The sequence below is a fragment of the Humibacter albus DSM 18994 genome, from assembly GCF_000421825.1.
Taxonomy (GTDB): Bacteria; Actinomycetota; Actinomycetes; order Actinomycetales; family Microbacteriaceae; genus Humibacter; species Humibacter albus.
This window is the reverse complement of sequence record NZ_ATXT01000016.1, coordinates 343,650-364,893: the sequence shown is the minus strand read 5'-3', so window position 1 is coordinate 364,893 and position 21,244 is coordinate 343,650. Positions and strand designations below refer to the sequence as shown.

Here is a 21,244-nt window from a genome sequence, read left to right as displayed (position 1 = left end):
AGCGTCGCTGATCCGGCGTCGTCCTATCGGCGCGGAACGCGTTCCTCGATCAGACGGTTGCGGGACCCGAGGATGCCGAACACCACCTGCGCGACGACCACCGCGAGAAGCACGGTGAGCGACAGCATCCACCCGCCGGTCGCGTCGTGCAGCACGCTGATCACGATGGGGCCGGTCGCCGCGAGCAGGTAGCCGATCGACTGCGCCATACCGGAGAGCGCTGCGGACTGACCGTGGTGATGCGTGCGCAGGCCGAGCAGAGCGAGCGCGAGCACGATCGATGCGCCTGAGCCGATGCCGATCGAGGAGATCCAGACCAGGCCGAACGACGGCAATGTCAGCTGACCGAGGATGCCGATGAACATCAACGCACTGATCGCGATCGCGATCGCGCGCTGATCGCGGAGGCGGCTGATGGTCGCCGCGCAGAGCAGCGTGCCGAGCAGCCCGAACATCTGATACGCGACCTGGTGCCAGCCGGCCACGGCGGCCGAGACTCCTGTGGACTGCTCCACCTGCGGCCACCATGTGACGACCGTGTAGTAGATGGTCGACTGCAGTCCCATGAAGAGCGTCACCTGCCAGGCGAGCGCTGCACCCCACGGTGACCGGAACCGGCGACCGGGCGCAGTCGGCGCCGCCGCGCTGCCGTCGTCCGGAGCCTTGGATGCCTGCCTCGATCCGGGCGCGTTCGATGCGGTCCGCGGCCCCGGCCCGAACCGCAGCTGCGGCAGGAACACCGCGAACGCGATCAGCGCCAGCCCGGCCCAGATACCCAGCGACAGGCGCCAGCCGTGGCCATCGGCGCCGGCGATCGGAACGGCGACGCCCGCCGCCACCGCCGCCAGGCCGGTCTGCACGGCCGAGTACGTGCCGGTGACGGATCCGACCCGCGCCGGATAGTCCCGCTTCACGAGGGCCGGCAGCAGCACGTTGAGCACGGCGATCGCCAGACCGAGCAGCGCCGTGCCGGTCCAGAGCAGCCACATGCCGGGCAACGAGCGGGCGATGATGCCGACCGCGAGCACGATGAGCGCGCCGCCGAGCGTGCGCTCGAGACCGAAACGCGACGACAGCAGGGGTGCCACGGGCGAGAAGACTCCGAAGGCCACCAACGGAATGGAGATCAGCACCGACGCGGTGACCGCATTGATGCCGAGGTCCGCCCGAATGTCACCCAGCACCGGCCCGACCGACGTGATGGCGGTGCGCAGGTTGGCGGCGATCAGCAGCAGCCCGATGAAGAGGAGGCCGCCGCGCAGCATGCCGGAGGCGTTCGCACGCACGGGAGCGGTGGGCGGCACGATTCCTCGTTTCTGTTCGTGGACCCTACCGAGGCTAAACGGTCTGCGTGTCGACCTTGCCTCGGACCCCGCCCCGAGTTCCTGAGCGAGCGAAGCGAGTCGAAGGGGATCCGGCGGCGAACCGCCCTTCGACTCCGCGCTTCGCGCTCCGCTCAGGGAGCTCGCGTTCTACGCGAGCACGTCGGCCGCGCGACGTGCCGCGACCGCGGCCTCCGCCGAGTCCACGTCGCGCACCGCGCCGGTGTCCGCCGAGGTCGCCATCAGTGCATAGGCGCGCAGCGCGGCCGAGACCACGCGCTCGCGGCCCTGCGGGCGGTAGCCGTCGCCGGCCACGAGGGCGAGGCGGCGCTCCTCGAGAACGTCGGCCGGGACATCCAACGCGATCGAGCGCGACGGGATGTCGATCGCGATCGTGTCGCCGTCCTGCACCAGGGCGATGGTGCCGCCGGCGGCCGCCTCGGGGGCCACGTGGCCGATCGAGAGGCCCGACGTGCCGCCGGAGAACCGGCCGTCGGTGATCAGTGCGCACGCCTTGCCGAGGCCGCGACCCTTCAGGAACGACGTCGGATACAGCATCTCCTGCATGCCGGGGCCACCGCGCGGGCCCTCGTAGCGGATGACGACGACGTCGCCCTCCTTGACCTTCTTGTTCAGGATGCCGTCGCACGCGGCCTCCTGGGAGTCGAAGACGACCGCGGGGCCGGTGAACTTCAGGATGGATGCGTCCACTCCCGCGGTCTTGACCACGCAGCCGTTCTCGGCGAGGTTGCCGCGCAGCACGGCCAGGCCGCCGTCCACGGTGTAAGCGTGCTCCTTGTCGCGGATGCAGCCGTTCGTGGCGTCCGTGTCGAGCGCGGCCCAGCGCTCCGACTGCGAGAACGCGGTCGACGAGCGCTTGCCGCCCGGCGCGGCGTGCCACAGTTCGAGCGATTCCTCGGAGGCCATTCCGCTGCGCACGTCCCAGGCGTCGAGCCACGCGGCCAGCGAGGGCGAGTGCACGGAATGCACGCCTTCGTCGAGCAGCCCGCCACGGCGCAGCTCGCCGAGAATGGCCGGGATGCCGCCGGCGCGGTGCACATCCTCCATGTAGTACGTGCGGTCGTGGGCGATGTTCGGCGCGATCTTCGCCAGGCACGGCACGCGTCGGGACAGCGCGTCGATGTCGGTGAGACCGAAGTCGACGCCGGCTTCGTGCGCGGCGGCGAGCAGGTGCAGGATCGTGTTCGTCGAGCCGCCCATGGCGATGTCGAGTGCCATCGCGTTGCCGAACGCCGCCGGCGTGGCGACGTTGCGCGGCAGCACGGAGGCGTCGTCTTCGTCGTAGTAGCGGTGCGCGATCCGCACCGCGAGCGCGCCGGCGTTCTCGTACAGCGCGCGGCGCGCGGTGTGCGTGGCGAGCGTAGAGCCGTTGCCCGGCAGGGCGAGACCCATGGCTTCGACGAGGCAGTTCATCGAGTTGGCGGTGAACATGCCTGAGCACGAGCCGCAGGTCGGACAGGCGGATTCCTCGATGCGCAGCAGGTCGGCATCCGAGACGCCGTCGTTCGCCGCCTCGCTGATGGCGTCGATGAGGTCGAGTGTGCGCACGGAGCCGTCGACCAGAATGGCGCGACCGGACTCCATCGGGCCACCCGAGACGAAGACCGTCGGGATGTTCAGGCGCAGCGCGGCCAGGAGCATCCCGGGCGTGATCTTGTCGCAGTTCGAGATGCAGACCAGAGCGTCGGCGCAGTGCGCGTTGACCATGTATTCGACGGAGTCGGCGATGAGGTCGCGCGACGGCAGCGAGTAGAGCATGCCGTTGTGGCCCATGGCGATGCCGTCGTCGACGGCGATCGTGTTGAACTCGCGAGCGATGCCGCCGGCCTGCTTGATCGCCTCGCTGACGATGCGGCCGACGGGCTGCAGGTGGGTGTGGCCGGGAACGAACTCCGTGAAGCTGTTGGCGACGGCGATGATCGGCTTGCCGAAGTCGCCGGCGTCGACGCCGGAGGCGCGCATCAGGGCGCGGGCTCCAGCCATGTTGCGGCCATGGGTGACTGTGCGAGAACGGAGTGCGGGCATGTCTACAGCATGCGGATGCCGCCGGCCGAGCAGAAGACGGCGCTCATGCTAGTAGTGGGGGTACTAGCGTTGTGTCGTGGTGAAAAGCGGGTCGGCGGCGAGCGCTGACGCTGGCGACCCCGCGTCCGCGAGCCGCACCGAGCTCGGCGCCTTCCTGCGCGCCCGCCGCGCGAACCTGACCCGGGCGGATGCCGGTCTTCCGTCGATCAACCGGGGTCGCACATCCGGTCTGCGCCGCGAAGAGGTCTCGTTCCTCAGCGGGGTGAGCGTCACCTGGTACACGTGGCTCGAGCAGGGGCGCGACATCCATCCGTCCCGTCAGGTTCTGGATGCGCTCGCCCGTACCCTGCGCCTCACCGTCAGCGAACACGGTTACCTGCTCTCGCTCGCGGGGTATGCGCCCGCACCCGTGACCGCTCCGGCGCCCGTCGCGGTGGCGCCGCCGCAGGTGCAGCGTCTCATGGATGCCCTCGCCGGGTCTCCCGCGTTCACGCTCACCGCCGACTGGCGCATCGCCGGCTGGAACTCCGCCTACCAGGCGCTGTACCCCGGCGTCGCAACGGTGCCCGCCGAGGACCGCAACCTGCTCTGGCTCGTCTTCACCGACCCCTATGTGCATGAGTTGTTGCCCGACTGGGAGATCACCAGCAGCCGGTTCGCGGCGGAGTTCCGCGCCGAAGCGGGGCCGCGGCTCGGCGACCCCGATTATCTGTCGCTCATCGCGCGCCTCGAAGAGGCCAGCGGGCCATTCCGCAACGTGTGGGCGTCGCGCGACATCGAGGGTTTCGTGTCTCGGGAGCGGACGTTCCGGCATCCCGAAGCCGGTCTGCTCACCGTCGAGCATCACCAGCTCGTCCCGTCGGACCACCCCGACCTCCATATGGTCATCTACACGCCCTCGGCTGGTACGGACACCGCGGACCGGCTCGCACGGCTACTGGCGGGAGCCGGTGCGGTAGACGGGGCGACGGCCGGCGCAGCGATCTTGTCCGGGACCGATGTCGCGGCGTCGACATCGCGGAGTGCGGCGGAGCCGGAAACCTGATGGATGCTCGCGGCACCGGCACCGGCACCGGCACCGGCACCGGCACGGGCACCGGCACGATCGTCGCGCGCCTGCGCGCCGCCGGGTGCGTCTTCGCCGAGGAGGAGGCGCAGCTGTTCGTCGCGGAGGCGCACGATGCCGAGGAACTCGAGCAGTTCCTTGCGCGACGCGTGGCCGGGGAGCCCGTCGAGTACATCCTCGGATGGGCTCAGTTCCGAGGGTTGCGGGTGGTCGTGGCGCCCGGGGTGTTCGTGCCGCGACTGCGCACCGGAATCGTGGTGCGCGAGGCGCTCCGGGTTCTGCCGGCGGTGCCACGGGAGGGTGCGGCTTCAGCGCCGGGCACCTTCCATGGGTCGGGTCGCTCGCCGGATGCGGGCGGCGTGGGCTCGTTCCTCGACTCGCCGACGCCGGTCGTGCTCGACCTCTGCTGCGGTGCCGGAGCGATCGGCGCGGCGATCCTGGCTGCCCGGCCGGACACCGAAGTGCACGCCGTCGACATCGACCCCGCGGCGACGAAGTGTGCGCGACGCACCCTGGATGCCGTGTGGTCCGGCCGTCCGAGCGCGTACGCCGAGCCGACCCCGTTCGCGGTCACGGGCAGCGCCGCCCCGGGTGGTGCGGACCTGGGTGGTGCGGACCCGGGTGGTGCGGGTCTGGGTGGTGCGGACCCGGGGGGTGCGGACCCGGGGGGTGCGGACCCGGGTGGTGCGGAGTCGGGCAGTGCGAACCTGGGTGCGGATCCGGGCAGTGCGGACCTGGCAGGCACGGGCTCGCCCGATGCGTGTCGACCTGATGCCGCTTCTTCGAGAGCCGTCACCGTCCCGCACGTGCACACCGGCGACCTCTATGCGCCGTTGCCCGCGTCATTGCGCGGTCGTGTCGACGTGATCACGGCGAACGCGCCGTATGTGCCGACCGAGGACATCCGTCTGATGCCGCCCGAGGCGCGCGAGCACGAGGCGCTCGCCGCTCTCGACGGCGGCTCCGACGGCCTCGACCTGCAGCGAAGGGTCGCCGAGGGCGCCGCGGAATGGCTCGCGGCGGGCGGGCACGTGATCATCGAGACGAGCAGGCGGCAGGCGGTGGCGACCGCGGGCATCCTCGAGGCGGCCGGCTTCGCTGCCGTGATCGTGCGGGATGACGAAGTGGACGGCACCGCTGTGGTGGCCACGGCGGGCGGCGTCACGGGCCGCTGACGCCTCCGGGGCGCACGGCGGCTTCCGCCATGCCGTGGATTCCGCCATGCAGCGGCTGGCACCACGGTGGAGCCGTCGCTGGTCGCGCCGCCGCCGGTCGAGCCGGTCGCTGGTCGGTCCGTCGCCGGTCGCGCCGGTCGCTGGTCGGTCCGCCGCCGGTGGAGCCGTCGCTGGTCGCGCCGTCGCCGGTCGCGCCGTCGCCGGTCGAGTCGTCACTATTTCAGGCTCAGCGGCGTCAGATCGATATATCCGCGTTCTGACGCTCTGTGGCCTGAGTTAGTAACAATGAGACCCGTTGTGCAGCGACCCGGAGAGCCCGACCCGCTGTGGCCTGAGTTGGCAACAATGAGACCCGTTGTGCAGCGACCCTGACAGCCTGACCCGCTGTGGCCTGAGTTAGTAACAGTGAGACCGTTGTGCAGCGCCCCTGAGAGCACCGCTCAGGTGCCCCGAACGGACTCTCAACCGCGGCGGATAGAATCGAGGCGGTTCCGGCATCCGGCTGTTCCCCGCGTGCCGAATCGAGCGCCGGACCCGAAGACCCTCGCACGAAAGAAGCCCCGTGAGTACAGCCGCGCCTGAGCGCGCCAGCGCCGATCGCTATTGGATCGCCGCCTTCGTGCGCGCGATCGTCGCGCTCGTCGCCGGCGGGTTCATCACGTTCGATCCCGAGCATTCATCGCGAGTCGGTCTGCTCGTCTTCGGCGGCTACGCGCTCGTTGAGGGCATCGTGGTCGGCGTCAGCGGCCTGCTGCTGAAAGACGCGCTCACCAAGTGGCTCTTCGTCGCACAGGGCGCACTCGGCGTGGTCATGGGCGTCGCCGCGCTGGTGCTGAACGGTGCCGGACTCGGTGTCCTTCTCTACGGCGTGAGCGTCTGGGCATTGCTCACCGGGTTCGCCGAGCTGTACTGCGGCGTGCGCGGCCGCCGCCGCGCGGAGCAGTCTCGCGACTGGATGGTCATCGGCGGGCTGACCGTGATCCTCGCCATCGTCTACCTGCTCATCCCCTCCGACGCGCTCCTGACCGTCGGTCTGTTCGGCGCCTACGCCGTCATCGTCGGCGTCTACGTGGGGATCGGGGCCTTCACCCTCAAGTTCGGCCTGGCGCACGAAAACGCCGTCGACGAGAACACGGACGAGAACGCATCGGAGAGACACGCGTGAGCGACGACAAGAAGACGCCCGAGGGGCGCACACCCAGCCTGCGAGACCGCATGCGTCCTGCGGAGTTCGTCGGGATGTCTGCGGTTCTGGCGCTGTTCGTCGGCCTGATCGTGCTGCTGTCCACGCGCGAGCCGCTGTTGGCCCTCGTGTTCTTCGGCGTCGCGTTCATCGTGACGCTCGTGGTGATCGCGCTTTTCGTGCTCGGATCCAAGCCCGACGAGGACGAGCGACAGGATCTCGCGGAGCAGAACCACGAGCATCCTGAACTTCCGGATGCCGGTGCTCACCGCCCGACGGACGGCCCCACCGCCGACGGGTCGGGCCCCACGGCCCCGCGTAATCCGCACGACTGACGCCCAGACGGCGCCGGATTGCTACGCGCCGTACGCATAACCCGCGGCGCGCGTGGCGTGCTGTGCGCCTGACGTGCTGTGGCGCGTGACGTGTCGCACGGCTGGCGCCCCGACGCGTGACGCGCCGCGTAATTGTCGCATCGTCGCGAAAACAGCAACGATCGCGGGTTCGCGGCGAGAACAGCAGAGACGCTGCTGTTCTCAGCCGACCTTGCTGTTTTCGCCGCCGTCTGCCGCACCCGGGTCTGCGGCCGAAGGGCCCGCCGCACTACCCCAACCGGTCGACCAGCTGCGGCGCGAGCCCGACGTATCCCGCGGGAGTCAGCGCGAGCAGACGGGCCTTGGCGCCCTCGCCGATGTCCAGCGTTCGGATGAACTCGGCCAGTCCCTCGCGGTCGACCCGCTTGCCGCGTGTCAGCTCCTTCAGCAGCGCGTACGGATCGCTGATCGAGGAGCGTCCGGCGGTGACCTCGGCGCGGATCACCGTCTGGATGGCCTCGCCGAGAACCTCCCAGTTGGTCTCGAGATCGCGAGTGAGGGCATCCTCGTCGAGCGCGATCTCGGTCAGGCCCCGCTGGATGTTGTCGAGCGCGAGCAGCGAATGCCCGAGCCCGACGCCGATGTTGCGCTGCGTCGTCGAGTCGGTGAGGTCGCGCTGCATGCGGCTCGTGACGAGCGTGGAGGCGAGCGAGTCGAGCACCGCGCACGACAGCTCGAGGTTCGCCTCGGCGTTCTCGAACCGAATGGGGTTGATCTTGTGCGGCATGGTCGACGAGCCGGTGGCACCGGCCTGCGGGATCTGACGGAAGTAGCCGAGCGAGATGTAGGTCCAGACATCCGTGGCGAGGTTGTGCAGCACGCGGTTCGCATGCGCCACGCGGCCGTAGAGCTCTGCCTGCCAGTCGTGCGACTCGATCTGCGTGGTCAGGGGATTCCAGGTGAGGCCGAGCGACGTGACGAACTCTTCAGAGATCGAGGGCCAGTCGGCGCTCGGATCGGCCACTGCGTGCGCCGAGAACGTTCCTGTCGCACCGCTGAACTTTCCGAGGTACTCGCCGGCGGCGATCTGCCCGGCGATGCGCTGCAGGCGGTACACGAACACCGCGAACTCCTTGCCCATCGTCGTGGGCGTCGCGGGCTGGCCGTGCGTGTGGGCGAGCATGGAGGCATCCCGCATCTCCAGTGACCTGGCGTGCAGGGCGTCGACCACGGAGTTCAGCTTCGGCAGCCAGATCTGCGACACCGCGGACTTCACCGTGAGCGCGTAGGAGAGATTGTTGATGTCCTCGCTCGTGCACGCGAAATGCGTGAGCTCGGCGATGGCATCCAGGCCGAGCTCGCGCAGCTTCTCGCGCACCAGGTATTCGACGGCCTTCACGTCGTGCCGGGTGGTGGCCTCGAGCGTCGCGAGCCGGTCGATCTCGTCCTGACCGAAGTCGGTGACGAGGGCACGCAGAGCGGATGCCTGTGCCTCGCTGAGCGGTTCGCTCCCGAACATGCGGTGCGAGGTCAGATATAGCAGCCATTCGACTTCGACCTGCACGCGGGCACGGTTCAGGCCGGCCTCGGAGAGGTAGTCGCCGAGCGCGGAGACGGCGACGCGGTAGCGGCCGTCGAGCGGGCTGAGCGGCTGGGGAGGAAGAGAAGTCATGGTCGTCCTTGCTGAGGGGTCGGCGTGCGCAACGCGGGCGCGAGCTGGTCGAGAAGAGCGCGGTCGGCGCGCTCGATCATTCCCAGCACTGCCGCGAAGAAGCTGTGGTCGGAGTAGTAGGGGTCAGGCACATCCAGGGAATCGGATCGAGGACTCTCGAAGCTGCGCAGCAACTGCACCTTGCTGCGGTCGAGGTCGTTCGTGGCCCAGTTCTTGAGGATGCGGAAATGGCTGCGGTCGAGCGCCACGACGAGATCAAGGTCGGCGAACGACTCCGGATCGAACTGCCGGGCGCGGTGCAGCGATCCGTCATACCCGTGCGCAGCCATGGCGTCGATCGCCCGCGGATCGGCCTGCTCCCCGACATGCCAATCGCCGGTGCCGGCCGACGAGACCTGCACCCGGTCGGCGACGCCGGCCTGCTCGGCCAGCTCGCGGAAGACGACCTCGGCCATCGGCGAGCGGCAGATGTTGCCGCTGCACACGAAGCACAGTCGGAAGCGCGGCGCCACAGGCGTCGGCTCATTCGGATCCACGACGTGCTCGTCAAGGGACTCGGCCTGCGGCGACTGCGCCCGAATCGGGTCCGGCGCGAAGCTCATGCCTCCATTGTGCTGCAGGTGAGGGATGCCTCGCGCATCGCTCCTTGTCGTCCCCACGTCTGTGAGACGCCGAGTTCTCCCCGATGTGCCGCATCGCCGGCATCCGGGCCCGGCGATCCGACCAGGCTGGAGGAAACGAGGCCGGAACACCCCGACGCGCAGGCGGAGCCGGGCAGAAGAGGAGGTGGTCGTCTGAACCCGACATCGCTCGCCGCCGCGCAGTCGGCGGTGGACTACGCGCGCACGGAGCTTGCGGCGAACATCGCCCAGCTGCCCGATGCTGACGCCCTCGAGTGGCGCTCCGAAGCACAGCGCCGGTTCCGCACTCGAGTCGACGAGCTTCGCCGGAGCATGCGGGATGCCCTCACCACGCTCGAACTCACCGCCGACGCTCTCGACGTGGCGGCTCGCGCTGCCGCACTGGCAGCGACGTCGGCGGGCACTGCGTCGGGAACGACCGCATCACGAGGAGGGAGAGGCTTCCGCGATGGGTAGCGGTATCACGATCACCGGCGGAAGCACGCGGGTGTCGTCAGAGGCGCTGCGTGCGGCACGGGCGACGCTGGCGGCGATCGGCAATGAGCTCGACGACGTCGACCATGCGCTGCGCCCCGCGCTCGCGCTGGCCACCGGAGCCGGAGCGTCCACGCTCACGTCAGTGGGGATGGCCTCCTCGGGGATGGGTTCCTCGGTGACCGCCTCAGCGGGGATGGCTGCGACCGGGATGCCGGCCGGAAGCGCCTCCGAAACGGTCGGGTCCACCGGACCGGCTGCAGCGAGGCTCGCGAACGCGGCCGCCCACGGCATCCGAACAGCGGCGGCCGACTCCCACAGGCTCGCCGACGAGCTCGGCACGGCCGCCGACCTCTACGACGACGCCGATCGTCGCGCCGGCGCCGGCATCGCCGACCTCTCCACGATCAGCGGCTGGGCACTGGGCACACTGGCGCCGCTGATGGCAGCCATCGGAATCGCCTCGCTGCCGAGTCTGCTGCTGGCGCTCACCACGCTGTTCGCGGCCGGACGCCAAGCTCCGCAGGCTGCTCGCGTCGTGCTGTCCGGCCTCGGTGAGCTTGCCGAGTCACGCGCCTTTCTGCTGCGTGATCCGCGCGTCGTCTCGCTCATCCGGTTCGCCGTCTCGGCCGCCGACGACGCGATGCTGGGCGCCCTCGGCCTTCCGCTCAACCTCGTCGCATCCGTCGACGACAGAGGTGACGGCGCGTTCGGGCTGCACGGCGCCGCCACGCTGGTCGTTGGCGCCGGCGCGGCGCTCGGTCTGCTGAAGGACACCCCCGTGCACGTGCGCCGCGCCTCGTCGGCAGCCGTGGCACCGCCGACGGGTTTCGCGGACCTCGCGGCACGCGTTCCTCCGACGCGGGCCGACGCGCCGCAGGTGCGTGTGGAGCGTTATTCGGATGCGGCCGGCGAATCGACCTACATCGTCTACGTCGGCGGCACGGTCGACACGAGTCCGGTCGCCACCGGCGAGCCCTTCGACATCACGAGCGACCTCATCGGCGTGGCGCAGGGTGATCCGGCATCCCTGCGCACCACCGAAGAAGCGATGGCGCAGGCCGGGGTGAAGCCGGGCGACACCGTGATCCCGGTCGGCTACTCCCAGGGCGGCATCGTGGCGACGAGCATTGCGACGTCGGGCGACTACGACATTCCAGCACTCGTGACCTTCGGGTCACCGACTGCCGGCATCGATGTCGCCGACGGCACCGTCGACGTGGCGGTCGAGCACACCGACGACCTCGTACCGGCGCTCGGCGGAGAGCCCCGGGCCGACGACGCGCACGGCGGCGACCGCATCGTCGTCACGCGTCAGACGTTCACAGGCGAGATTCCGGCAGGTTCCTCTCCGATCGATGCTCACCTGATGAAGGAGTACGCGCTCACGGCGCAGAAGATGGATGCCTCGAGCGACGCCCGCCTGTCCGCTGCGTTGGCAACCCTCCCGCACGGTGGCGCCGGCGACGCCGGGCTCTATCAGGGGACCCGGGTGCATCTCGCCGGACCGAACGTGCCGCACGCGAGCGGCGGTGGTGGAGCGTGGTGAGGCGACGGAGCGGAACGCTCAGACGCGCCGCATCTGCTGCGGCGGCTGCGTTACCGCCGCAGCGCGGGCCGGAAGATGAGGCCCAGCAGCCAGCTGATGATCGCCAGGATGAGCGCCGCCCAGACACCGGCCCAGAAGCCGTCGACGTGCAGCCCGAAGCCCATGGCGTCGCTGATCCACGACACGATCAGCAGCAGCAGCCCGTTCACGATCAGCGAGATGAGACCGAGCGTCAGTATGTACAGCGGCAGTGCGACGATGCGCAGCACCGTGCCGACGATGCCGTTGACGAGTCCGAAGATGAGCGCGATCAGCAGATAGGTCAGAATCAGCGAGAACGTGCCGTTCGACGGGTCGTACGACTCCACCGTCACGCCGGCGACGATCAGAGTGGTCACCCAGAGCGCGAACGCGTTGATGATCAGCTTCAGCAGAAACTTCATCCCCACAGTGTTCCAGGACGGGGGCCGCCGGGAAAGGGGTGCGCACAGCGGGTTGCGGCACAGCGTGTTGCGGCTCGGCTCGTTTTCGGCACAGCTCGTTTTCGGCACAGCTCGGCACAGCTCGTTTTCGGCTCGGGGAATACCGCCGCGGGTAAGTTGTCGGTGTGGATCCCCAGAACGTCGAACGGGTGCTGTTGCGCCCGGAGATCGCCGGCCTCGCCGCCTACGCGCAGGGCCGGGTGCCCGCTGAAGACGGATTCAAGCTGTCGAGCAACGAGAACCCGTTCCACCCGTTGCCCGGGGTGTTGGATGCCGTCCGCGCGAAGACCGCGCTGAACCGGTATCCCGACGGTGCGGCTCTCGCTCTGCGCGACCGCCTCGCCGAGCGATTCGGCGTCGGCACAGCAGAGGTGCACCTGGGCGCCGGATCCGTGGCGCTCCTGGCGCAATTGATCAGCGCGGCCGCCGGTCCCGGCGACGAGGTTCTCTACGCGTGGCGATCCTTCGAGGCGTATCCCGGTCTCGTGACGGTGGCCGGGGCATCCAGCGTCACGGTTCCGCTGCTTCCCGACGCGCGGCACGACCTCGACGGCATGGTCGCCGCGATCACCGATCGCACCCGCGCCATCATCGTCTGCACGCCGAACAACCCGACGGGGCCTATCGTCACCGCCGCGGAGTTCGAACGGTTCATGGAGCAGGTGCCCTCCGACCGGCTCGTGCTGCTCGACGAGGCGTACGTGGAATTCGTCACCGACCCGGGCCACGTGGACGGCCGTGCGCTCATCGGCAGATATCCGAACCTCATCGTGCTCCGCACATTTTCCAAGGCATACGGCCTGGCCGGTCTGCGCATCGGCTACGCGGTCGGGCCCGAGCGGCTGCTGAACGCGGCGCGCGCGACGGCCATCCCGATGAGCGTGACCGATACGGCGCAGGCGGCGGCACTGGCATCCCTGGAACGCGAGGACGAACTGCTCGAACGTGTCGCGGTCATCGCGGAGCGCCGCGGCCGACTGCGCGACGGGCTGCTGGCGCAGGGCTGGGACGTTCCGCAGGCGCAGGGCAACTTCGTGTGGCTGCCGACGGGCGAGCACACGCCGTACTGCGCCGACGTGTTCTTCGACGCCGGACTGGCGGTGCGCGGGTTCGCGCCATATGGCATCCGCGTGGGGGTGGGCGAAGAGGAGTCTGTGGATGCTGTTCTAAAGACCGCGGAAACCCTTGTCGAGACACTACGGAAATTGCCCGCAGGTGAGCGGTTAGGTTAGTGAGGATGTCTGCAACGAACGACCGATTCGCGTCATCGACGGGACTCTCCTCCGCGACGGTGCAGGTGCTGACCGACGACGGTCGATTCGAACCGACGGATGCCGCGACCGAGTTCCTGCCGTACCTCGAAAAGCTGACCGACGACGACTACTCGCGCTTCTACCGTGAGATGGTGCGCGTGCGCAGCTTCGACACCGAGGCCACCAACCTACAGCGCCAGGGACAGCTCGCCCTGTGGCCGCCGAGCAGCGGACAGGAGGCCGCCCAGGTCGGATCCGCCTGCGCTGCGGCGCCTCAGGACACGATCTTCCCGTCGTATCGCGAGCACGCCGTGGCCACCATCCGCGGCGTCGACCCGCTCGACATCATTCGCGTCATGCGCGGCGTGACCAACAGCGGCTGGAACCCCACCGACCCGAAGAACGGCAACGTGCGGGTCTACACGCTCGTGCTCGGAACGCAGGCGCTGCACGCCACCGGCTACGCCATGGGCATCGACCTCGACCGGACGAATCCCGCTGCCCCCCTCGACCGGACGAGCCCGGCTGCGGTCAGCGTGCACGGCGGTGTCGGCAACGCAGAGCCGGATGCCTCCGCCCGCGAAGCCGTCATGGTCTATTTCGGCGACGGCGCCAGCTCCGAGGGCCAGGTCAGCGAGGCGTTCGTCTTCGCCAGCAGCTTCCAGACCCCGCAGGTGTTCTTCCTGCAGAACAACCAGTGGGCCATCTCGGTGCCGGTGAAGACGCAGTCCCGTGCGCCGCTCTACCTCCGCGCGGGCGGCTTCGGAATGCCCGGCATCCAGGTGGACGGCAACGACGTGCTGGCCAGCTACATCGTGTCGGCCAAACAGTTGGATGCCGCGCGCGGCGGCCGCGGTCCGAGCCTCATCGAGGCGGTCACCTATCGCATGGGCGCGCACACCACGAGCGACGACCCGACCCGCTACCGCACTTCCGACGAGGATGAGCACTGGCGCGGCCGCGACCCGATCGCCCGCATGCGCACGTTCCTGTCGTCCCGCGGTGTCGGCGACGAGTGGTTCGATTCCATCGACGAGGAGGCGGCCGACTATGCCGCAGACATCCGCCGTCGCACGCTGGAACTGGTCGCGCCCACCGCAGAGTTGATCTTCGAGCACGTCTACTCCGAGCCGCACGCCGGCCTCGTGGAGCAGCAGGCGTGGCTGGAGCGCTACGAGAAGTCGTTCGAGGCGGAGGTCGGTACGGCCGCCGGCACGGCTGGTGCCGCCACGACGCAGGGGGCGGGAGCATGACCGACGTGACGACCGCGCAGCAGGCGGGTCGGACATCCGCTCGCACGCCGTTCCGCACCGGGACCGCGAGCCTGCCGATGGCGAAGGCGCTGAACGCCGGGCTGCGCCAGGCGCTCGCCGACGACCCGCGCGTGCTGCTCATGGGCGAAGACATCGGTGCTCTCGGCGGCGTGTTCCGCATCACCGAGGGCCTGCAGGACGAGTTCGGCGCGCGGCGCGTGATCGACACCCCGCTCGCCGAGGCGGGCATCGTGGGCACCGCCATCGGCCTGGCCATGCGCGGGTACCGGCCGGTGTGCGAGATCCAGTTCGACGGATTCGTGTTCCCCGCGTTCGACCAGATCACCACCCAGCTGGCCAAGATCACCGCGCGGCACGAAGGCGCGTTGCGCATGCCGGTGGTCATCCGAATCCCGTACGGCGGCCACATCGGTGCCGTCGAACACCACCAGGAGAGCCCCGAGGCGTACTTCGCGCACACTCCCGGACTGCGGGTCGTGAGCCCGTCCACGCCGAACGACGCGTACTGGATGATTCAGGATGCCATCGCCTCCGACGACCCGGTCGTCTTCCTCGAGCCGAAGAGCCGGTACTGGCCGAAGGGCGAGGTCGACTTCGAGACCGGCGCCGTGCCGCTGCACGCCAGCCGCGTGGTGCGCACCGGAACGGATGTCACGGTGGTCGGCCACGGCGCCATGGTCAGCGTGCTGTTGCGCGCGGCCGAGATCGCGGCGGAGGAGGGCACGAGCGTCGAGGTCGTCGACCTGCGCTCGCTGTCGCCCATCGACTTCGGCCCGCTGCTCGGGTCCGTGCGCAAGACCGGCCGCCTCGTCGTCGCGCAGGAGGCCCAGGGGTTCGTGAGCGTTGGCAGCGAGGTGGCGGCCACCATCGCCGAGAAGGCGTTCTACTCACTCGAGGCCCCGGTGCTGCGCGTCGCCGGCTTCGACACCCCCTTCCCGCCCGCCAAGCTCGAAGACCTCTATCTGCCCGACGCGGACCGCGTGCTCGAGGCGGTCGACAGGGCGCTGGCGTACTGATGCCTTCCCGTCCGGTCGTCGTGATCGACGCGAGGGCTCGCACCTGATCCGTTCACAGACCTGATCCACCCACCGACTTCAGCCCGCAACGCGAGGAGTGCCATGACCGAGTCCGAGTTCCTGCTGCCGGACGTCGGCGAGGGCCTCACCGAGGCCGAGATCGTCTCATGGAAGGTCGCCGCAGGCGACAGCGTGCACGTCAACGACGTGCTGTGCGAGATCGAGACCGCCAAGTCGCTCGTCGAGCTGCCCTCGCCGTTCGACGGCGTCGTCGATCGACTGCTCGTCAACGAGGGTCAGACCGTCGAGGTCGGAACCCCGATCATCATCGTCGGAGCCGGCGCTTCCGGCGGAGCCGTGCTCGAGGCCGAGGGTCTCGACAATGTGATCGAAGTCGACGACGAGGCGCAGGCATCCGATGTGAACAGCGCAGCGGATGCCAGCGCTCCCGCTCCCGGCGCAGCGGCAGGGTCTGCGCGTGCCGAGGCCGCAGCGGCTGCGGAGGCGGCGGCATCCACGCTCATCGAACGCGACGGCGACGAGCCCAAGCCGGGCGCGGTGCTCGTGGGCTACGGCTCGGCAGGGCACGGCACGAGCCGGCGCCGTAGTCAGGCGCGGTCGCCCGAGCAGGGGCGCCATGTTCCGGCGGCCGCCGACCTGGTCCCGGCCGCGCGAGCCGTGCCCGTGGTGGCGAAGCCGCCGATCCGCAAGCTCGCGAAAGACCTCGGCGTCGACCTGGCGCTCGTGGCCGGCACGGGCATCGCCGGAGAGATCACGCGCGACGACGTCATTCGGCAGGCCAGCCAGGCGAGCGTGTTCCACAATCTGCAGACGCCGGCATGGCCGGATGCCCGCGAGGACCGCATCCCCGTGAAGGGCGTGCGCAAGGCGATCGCCACGGCCATGGTGCAGAGCGCCTACACCGCGCCGCATGTGAGCCTGTTCGTCGATGTGGATGCCACGCGCACCATGGAGTACGTGCAGCGGCTCAAGAAGTCGCCGGACTTCGCGGGCGTGCGGGTGTCACCGCTGCTCATCATGGCCAAGGCCATGATCTGGGCCGTGCGCCGCAACCCCACCGTGAACTCGACGTGGACCGACGAGGAGATCATCGTTCACCACTTCGTGAACCTCGGCGTCGCCGCCGCGACCCCGCGCGGGCTCATCGTGCCGAACGTGAAGGAAGCGCAGTCGATGAGCATGCTCGAACTCGCGAGCGCCCTCGGCGACCTCACGCTCACGGCGCGGGACGGCAAGACCCCGCCGAAGGACATGGCGGGCGGCACCATCACGGTGACCAACATCGGCGTCTTCGGCATGGACACCGGAACGCCCATCCTGAACCCCGGCGAGGTGGCGATCGTGGCGCTCGGCACCATCAAGCAGAAGCCGTGGGTCGTGGACGGCGAGGTGCGGCCGCGTTTCGTGACCACGCTCGGGGCATCCTTCGATCACCGCGTGGTCGACGGGGATGTCGCCAGCCGCTTCCTCGCGGACGTCGCGTCGATCATCGAGGAGCCGGCGCTGCTGCTGGACTGAGTTGTTTTGCGCGCCCGTCCCCGCCGGGCGCGCCGCGGTCGGCTTGGGTATGTGTCGCCTTCGGCGGCGTGCACGCCGCCGCCTTGTGGAGCGTGTTGCGTTGCGAGGGTGGTGCCCGTCCCCGCCGGGCGCGCGGCGGTCGGCTCTCGTACGTGTCGCGTTCGGCGGCGTGCACGCCGCCGCCTTGTGGAGCGTGTTGGGTGGTGATGGCAGCGTTCAGCTGTCGCCGTGCTCGGTCGCGTCGGGCCTCGCAGCCTTGTCGTTCGTGCGCGGGAGCTCGAGGCCGACGCGTCGATCGCCGAGTGCTTCCGCACGGCGTCGCCGGTCGACTCGCTGCGTGAGGACCACGGTGGCGCAGGACGCCACGCCCAGCACCACGAAGATCCATCCGACGGCGGGGTACCCGAACACGAAACCGCTCGGCACGCCGAACACGCTGAGCAAGGTCAGCGAAAGCGCGATTCCACTGATGCGGTTGCGGCGCAGATACTGCGGGTCACGATCGAGCATGTTCATCACGACGAACTCACGAGTGTTCGTCATCACGATGACGGGAAGCGACACGACGAGAAACGCGATGAGCCCGATGATCAGTCCTACGGCATAACCGACGAGAAGGAACGCGGGCCACGGCGCGCCTCCGTCGAACCAGTAGTGGAAACCGTCGGTCGACGTGGCCGCAGCCACTGCCGACTGGAACGACGGCATCACCCAGACGACGATCGAGGCGATCGAGCACAGCACCGCGGCGGCGAGAGGAAGGAGGAACAGCGGTCCGAAGAACGCGGCGAGAGTACGCGGCGGGCGCCACAGCGGCTGCAGCACCGCGATGATCCCCGCCAGGATCGGTCCGAGGAAGGGGAGGTTGCCCCACACGGTGTCACCCTCGGCGTCGGGGATCGCGAGAATCTCTCCGACGACGGTGATGATCACCCCAGCGCCCAGCGTCACGATCGCCGGCACCGTGACGCAGAGCCGCAACACATCCTTGCCCGTGGTCGCCGGGTCATCATCCGTGCCGGTCGTGGCACTGGGCCGATTCTTGTCGGGAGCGATCCCCCTCGCGTCGGCGGCGTCGGGCTCATCGGGGGTCGGCGTGGCATCCACCGGCCCCATTATTCCGGGCCCGCGTCGTCGGGCGTCAGGCCACGCGAGCGGCCAGCGCCTTCAGCGCCCGGTCCAACGGGCCGCCGAGCCCGTAGCGCTCCCCGAATTCCCGCACGGATGCCTTCCGCGCGGCATCCAACGCCCGTATCGTCCCGTCGACCGGCGGCAGCTGCACGCGCTCGCCGACCGCGATCGCGGGCACGGCTCGCTCGAGATACTCCGCGGATGCCGCCAGCTTCGCCCTCACGCCCGCCGCCATCGCGCTCCCTGCGTCGCCTGCGGCGGTGAGGATTTCGTTCAGGTCGCCGTACTCGCGCAGCAGTCCCGCCGCTGTCTTCTCGCCGACGCCCGCAACACCGGGCAGCCCGTCGGACGGGTCGCCCCGCATCGCCGCGAACGCCGCGTACTGCCTCGGCGAGATGCCGTACTTCGCTTCGACGACGGCATTCGTCACGATCTCGAGCTTGCTCATGCCGCGCGCCGTGTAGACGATGCGCACGCCGGCGTCGTCGTCGACCAGCTGGAACAGATCGCGATCGCCGGTGACCACATCGACGGAGCCCTCACTCCGGTCGGCGGCGCGGCGTGCGAGGCAGGCGATCACGTCGTCGGCCTCGGCTTGCTCGGCGCCCACGATCGGGATGCCGAGCAGACCGAGCAGCTCCCTGATCACCGGCACCTGCGGCACGAGTCCTTCGGGCGTGTCCTCCACGTCGACGCCGCCGGGCACCGCCTCGGCTACGCGGTGCGCCTTGTACGACGGGATCAGCTCGACGCGCCAGCGCGGGCGCCAGTCGTCGTCCCAGCAGGCGACGAGCGCGGTCGGCTCGTACTCGGTGACGAGCTTGGCGATGATGTCGAGCAGTCCGCGGATGCCGTTCACGGGCATCCCGTCCGGCGACGTCACGCTCTCGGGAACGCCGTAGAACGCGCGGAAGTACAGGGAAGCGGTGTCGAGCAGCATCGTCCGGCCCATGACTCGATCCTCGCATCCTCCTGCCACAGGCGAGTGCCGTCGCCTTCGCCGAGTGCACCGAAATGCGGCCAAGGCGAAGGGCGCGCACTAGCGGTCACGAGCACTGTTGCATCTGAGTATCATTATCAATAAGCCGTCGGCGCCAGTCACGCCACCGACGGCCGGAGCGGGCGCGAACGAAGGGCGCCCGGCATCCATCTCCACGTGACTTAGACAGGTTCCCCCTTTCATGAAGCGCTCTGCCTTCACCCTCGCCGCGTCGGCCTCCCTCGCGGCACTCGCCCTCACGCTGACCGGATGCTCCGCCTCAGCCGATCCCGCTGCCGGCACCTCGGCGAGTCCCGCCGGCTCCGGTCGCATCACAGTCGTCGCCTCCACGAACGTGTGGGGCGACGTCGCGAAGCAGATCGGCGGCGACAAGGTCGCGGTGACGTCGATCATCGACGACCCCGACAAGGATCCGCACGAGTACAGCGCCAGCGGCCAGAATCAGCTCGCGCTCTCCAAGGCGCAGGTCGTCATCACGAACGGCGGCGGATACGACGACTTCGTCGACGAGATGCTCCACGCGCTGAAGACGAAGCCGACCGTGCTGAACGCCGCCGACATCTCCGGTTACGACCAGAACCCGTCCAACGGCGAGTTCAACGAGCACCTCTGGTACGACCTCCCCACCGTGACGAACGTGGCGGCGAAGCTCGAGAAGGCTTTCGCGAAGGCGCGCCCGGGCAGCGCGGCGACGTTCGAGGCGAACGAGACGAGGTTCGCGGCATCCGTCGCCGAACTCCAGACCAGGGAGTCCCAGCTGAAGTCGACGTACGCCGGCGAGGGCGCGGCCATCACCGAGCCCGTGCCCCTCTACATGCTCGAGGCGATCGGCCTCGTCGACAAGACACCCCAGAAGTTCAGCGAGGCGATCGAGAACGACACGGATGTCGCCCCCAGCGTTCTCAACGAGACCCTCGCGCTGTTCTCGTCCCACAAAGTCGCCCTGCTGGCCTACAACGAGCAGACGACCGGGGCGCAGACGCAGAAGGTGCTCGACGCGGCCAAGGCGAACGACGTGCCCGTGGTGCCGGTGACCGAGACGCTGCCGCGGGGCAAGACCTACATCTCGTGGATGCGCGCCAACCTGGATGCCATCGGCGCCGCCTTGCAGAAGGCAGGATCATGATGTCCGTGCCCACCGACATCCCTGAGCGAGCGCACCCGGCCGACGGCTCCGCGCCGGAGTTGTCCGCCGAAGGGCCTGCGCCGCAGTCGTCCATCGGCGCCCCGCCGAAGGCGGCCTCCCTCGAGAGCGTGCTCAGCCTGCGGGATGCGACGCTGCGGCTCGGCGACCGCACCCTCTGGTCGGGCCTCGACCTCGACGTGCACGCCGGGGAGTTCATCGCCGTGCTCGGCGCGAACGGATCGGGCAAGACCAGCCTGCTCAAGGTCATCCTGGGCCAGCACCGGCTCGAGTCGGGCTCGGTCGACTTTCTCGGTGAGCCCGTCGCGCGCGGCAACCGCCGCATCGGGTACATCCCGCAGCAGAAGCTCGCAGACGAGGGCACACCGCTGCGCGCCCGCGACCTCGTCGGTCTCGGTCTCGACGGGGAGAGATGGGGAGTCTCCTGGCCGTCGAAGCGCCGCAATCAGCGAATCGACGACCTGTTGGATGCCGTCGGTGCCGCCCCGTACAGCAAGGTCCCGATCTCACTCCTCTCCGGCGGCGAGCAGCAGAGGCTGCGCGTCGGTCAGGCGCTCGCCGGCGACCCGCGACTGTTGCTCTGCGATGAGCCCCTGCTCTCGCTCGACCTCCCGAACCAGCGCGCGGTGAGCGAGCTCATCGACCGGCACCGCCGCGAGAGGCAGCTCGGCGTGCTGTTCGTGACGCACGATGTGAACCCGGTGCTCGACCTCGTCGATCGCGTGCTCTACCTCGCCGGGGGACGTTTCCGCATCGGAACCCCCGACCAGGTGCTGCGCAGCGAAGTGCTCAGCGAGCTGTACGACTCCCCGGTCGACGTCATCCGCACTCGGGGGCGCATCGTCGTGGTCGGCACGGCGGATGCCCCGCACGCGCATCCCGACGGGCCTCACTCCCTTCACGACGAGCACCACGACCCGCACCACGCGGCCGAGTCGCACGAGGGGAGGGCGTGGTGACGCA

General features: G+C 69.5%; 19 protein-coding genes. 12 read left to right on the top strand and 7 right to left on the bottom strand.

Translation table 11 applies throughout. The features are described from left to right. Positions 1–23: 23 nt before the first annotated feature. Together H623_RS0113165 and ilvD are read right to left on the bottom strand one after the other, a co-directional pair. On the bottom strand, positions 24–1,304 hold the full coding sequence (locus H623_RS0113165; RefSeq protein ID WP_022901403.1) for a CynX/NimT family MFS transporter: 1,281 nt from the start codon (positions 1,302–1,304) through the stop codon (positions 24–26). 168 nt (positions 1,305–1,472) lie between these two features. Further along, entirely contained in the window at positions 1,473–3,368 is a 1,896-nt protein-coding gene (gene ilvD / locus H623_RS0113160) for a dihydroxy-acid dehydratase (RefSeq protein ID WP_022901402.1), read from the bottom strand. 76 nt (positions 3,369–3,444) lie between these two features. Here ilvD and H623_RS19925 point away from each other — a divergent pair, with 76 nt between their 5' ends. From H623_RS19925 to H623_RS19905, 4 genes are all read left to right on the top strand, one after another. After that, positions 3,445–4,413 carry a helix-turn-helix transcriptional regulator gene (locus H623_RS19925; protein WP_022901401.1) on the top strand — a complete coding sequence of 323 codons (969 nt, stop codon included), beginning with the start codon at positions 3,445–3,447 and terminating at the stop codon, positions 4,411–4,413. Then, positions 4,413–5,609, top strand: coding sequence for a methyltransferase (locus H623_RS22380; RefSeq protein ID WP_022901400.1), 1,197 nt, complete (start codon positions 4,413–4,415; stop codon positions 5,607–5,609). Before H623_RS19925 ends, H623_RS22380 begins: the two co-directional genes overlap by 1 nt. 562 nt (positions 5,610–6,171) lie before the next feature. After that, positions 6,172–6,774, top strand: a complete 603-nt coding sequence (locus tag H623_RS19910) for an HdeD family acid-resistance protein (RefSeq protein WP_022901399.1) — start codon at positions 6,172–6,174, stop codon at positions 6,772–6,774. After that, positions 6,771–7,127, top strand: a complete 357-nt coding sequence (locus tag H623_RS19905; protein ID WP_022901398.1) for a hypothetical protein — start codon at positions 6,771–6,773, stop codon at positions 7,125–7,127. Before H623_RS19910 ends, H623_RS19905 begins: the two co-directional genes overlap by 4 nt. A 268-nt stretch (positions 7,128–7,395) precedes the next feature. On the opposite strand, the gene purB is transcribed toward H623_RS19905, so the two are convergent. Further along, entirely contained in the window at positions 7,396–8,778 is a 1,383-nt protein-coding gene (gene purB / locus H623_RS0113135) for an adenylosuccinate lyase (protein ID WP_022901397.1), read from the bottom strand. Then, positions 8,775–9,233 (bottom strand): low molecular weight protein-tyrosine-phosphatase, encoded by a 459-nt coding sequence (locus tag H623_RS0113130; protein WP_245558993.1) that lies wholly within the window; start codon positions 9,231–9,233, stop codon positions 8,775–8,777. Before H623_RS0113130 ends, purB begins: the two co-directional genes overlap by 4 nt. Before the next feature lie 375 nt (positions 9,234–9,608). On the opposite strand from H623_RS0113130, the gene H623_RS0113125 reads away from it, so the two are divergent. Together H623_RS0113125 and H623_RS0113120 are read left to right on the top strand one after the other, a co-directional pair. Then, on the top strand, positions 9,609–9,875 hold the full coding sequence (locus H623_RS0113125; protein ID WP_022901395.1) for a hypothetical protein: 267 nt from the start codon (positions 9,609–9,611) through the stop codon (positions 9,873–9,875). Next, positions 9,868–11,442, top strand: a complete 1,575-nt coding sequence (locus H623_RS0113120; protein ID WP_022901394.1) for a hypothetical protein — start codon at positions 9,868–9,870, stop codon at positions 11,440–11,442. The genes H623_RS0113125 and H623_RS0113120 overlap by 8 nt, the downstream gene beginning before the upstream one ends. 50 nt (positions 11,443–11,492) lie before the next feature. Here H623_RS0113120 and H623_RS0113115 read toward each other — a convergent pair whose 3' ends face one another. Then, on the bottom strand, positions 11,493–11,885 hold the full coding sequence (locus tag H623_RS0113115; protein WP_022901393.1) for a phage holin family protein: 393 nt from the start codon (positions 11,883–11,885) through the stop codon (positions 11,493–11,495). Positions 11,886–12,049: 164 nt separating this feature from the next. Between H623_RS0113115 and H623_RS0113110 the strand changes: the two genes are divergently transcribed. From H623_RS0113110 to H623_RS0113095, 4 genes are all read left to right on the top strand, one after another. Continuing rightward, a complete protein-coding gene (locus tag H623_RS0113110) occupies positions 12,050–13,156 on the top strand; it encodes a histidinol-phosphate transaminase (RefSeq protein ID WP_022901392.1) in 1,107 nt (368 codons plus the stop codon). A 5-nt stretch (positions 13,157–13,161) separates the two neighbouring features. Continuing rightward, positions 13,162–14,430 carry a thiamine pyrophosphate-dependent dehydrogenase E1 component subunit alpha gene (locus H623_RS19900; protein ID WP_022901391.1) on the top strand — a complete coding sequence of 423 codons (1,269 nt, stop codon included), beginning with the start codon at positions 13,162–13,164 and terminating at the stop codon, positions 14,428–14,430. Between the two features lie 77 nt (positions 14,431–14,507). Beyond that, the gene (locus H623_RS0113100) at positions 14,508–15,467 is read left to right on the top strand and encodes an alpha-ketoacid dehydrogenase subunit beta (protein WP_033372002.1); all 960 of its coding nucleotides are present in this window, start codon (positions 14,508–14,510) and stop codon (positions 15,465–15,467) included. Between the two features lie 102 nt (positions 15,468–15,569). Next, positions 15,570–17,006, top strand: a complete 1,437-nt coding sequence (locus tag H623_RS0113095) for a dihydrolipoamide acetyltransferase family protein (protein WP_022901389.1) — start codon at positions 15,570–15,572, stop codon at positions 17,004–17,006. A 216-nt stretch (positions 17,007–17,222) separates the two neighbouring features. On the opposite strand, the gene H623_RS0113090 is transcribed toward H623_RS0113095, so the two are convergent. Together H623_RS0113090 and H623_RS0113085 are read right to left on the bottom strand one after the other, a co-directional pair. Beyond that, positions 17,223–18,113, bottom strand: coding sequence for a hypothetical protein (locus H623_RS0113090; protein ID WP_022901388.1), 891 nt, complete (start codon positions 18,111–18,113; stop codon positions 17,223–17,225). Positions 18,114–18,147: 34 nt separating this feature from the next. Further along, positions 18,148–19,089 (bottom strand): 5'-3' exonuclease, encoded by a 942-nt coding sequence (locus H623_RS0113085; protein ID WP_022901387.1) that lies wholly within the window; start codon positions 19,087–19,089, stop codon positions 18,148–18,150. A gap of 229 nt (positions 19,090–19,318) precedes the next feature. On the opposite strand from H623_RS0113085, the gene H623_RS0113080 reads away from it, so the two are divergent. Together H623_RS0113080 and H623_RS0113075 are read left to right on the top strand one after the other, a co-directional pair. Then, positions 19,319–20,263 (top strand): metal ABC transporter solute-binding protein, Zn/Mn family, encoded by a 945-nt coding sequence (locus H623_RS0113080; protein WP_022901386.1) that lies wholly within the window; start codon positions 19,319–19,321, stop codon positions 20,261–20,263. After that, positions 20,260–21,240 (top strand): metal ABC transporter ATP-binding protein, encoded by a 981-nt coding sequence (locus tag H623_RS0113075; protein WP_425402093.1) that lies wholly within the window; start codon positions 20,260–20,262, stop codon positions 21,238–21,240. Before H623_RS0113080 ends, H623_RS0113075 begins: the two co-directional genes overlap by 4 nt. The last annotated feature ends 4 nt before the right edge of the window (positions 21,241–21,244 follow it).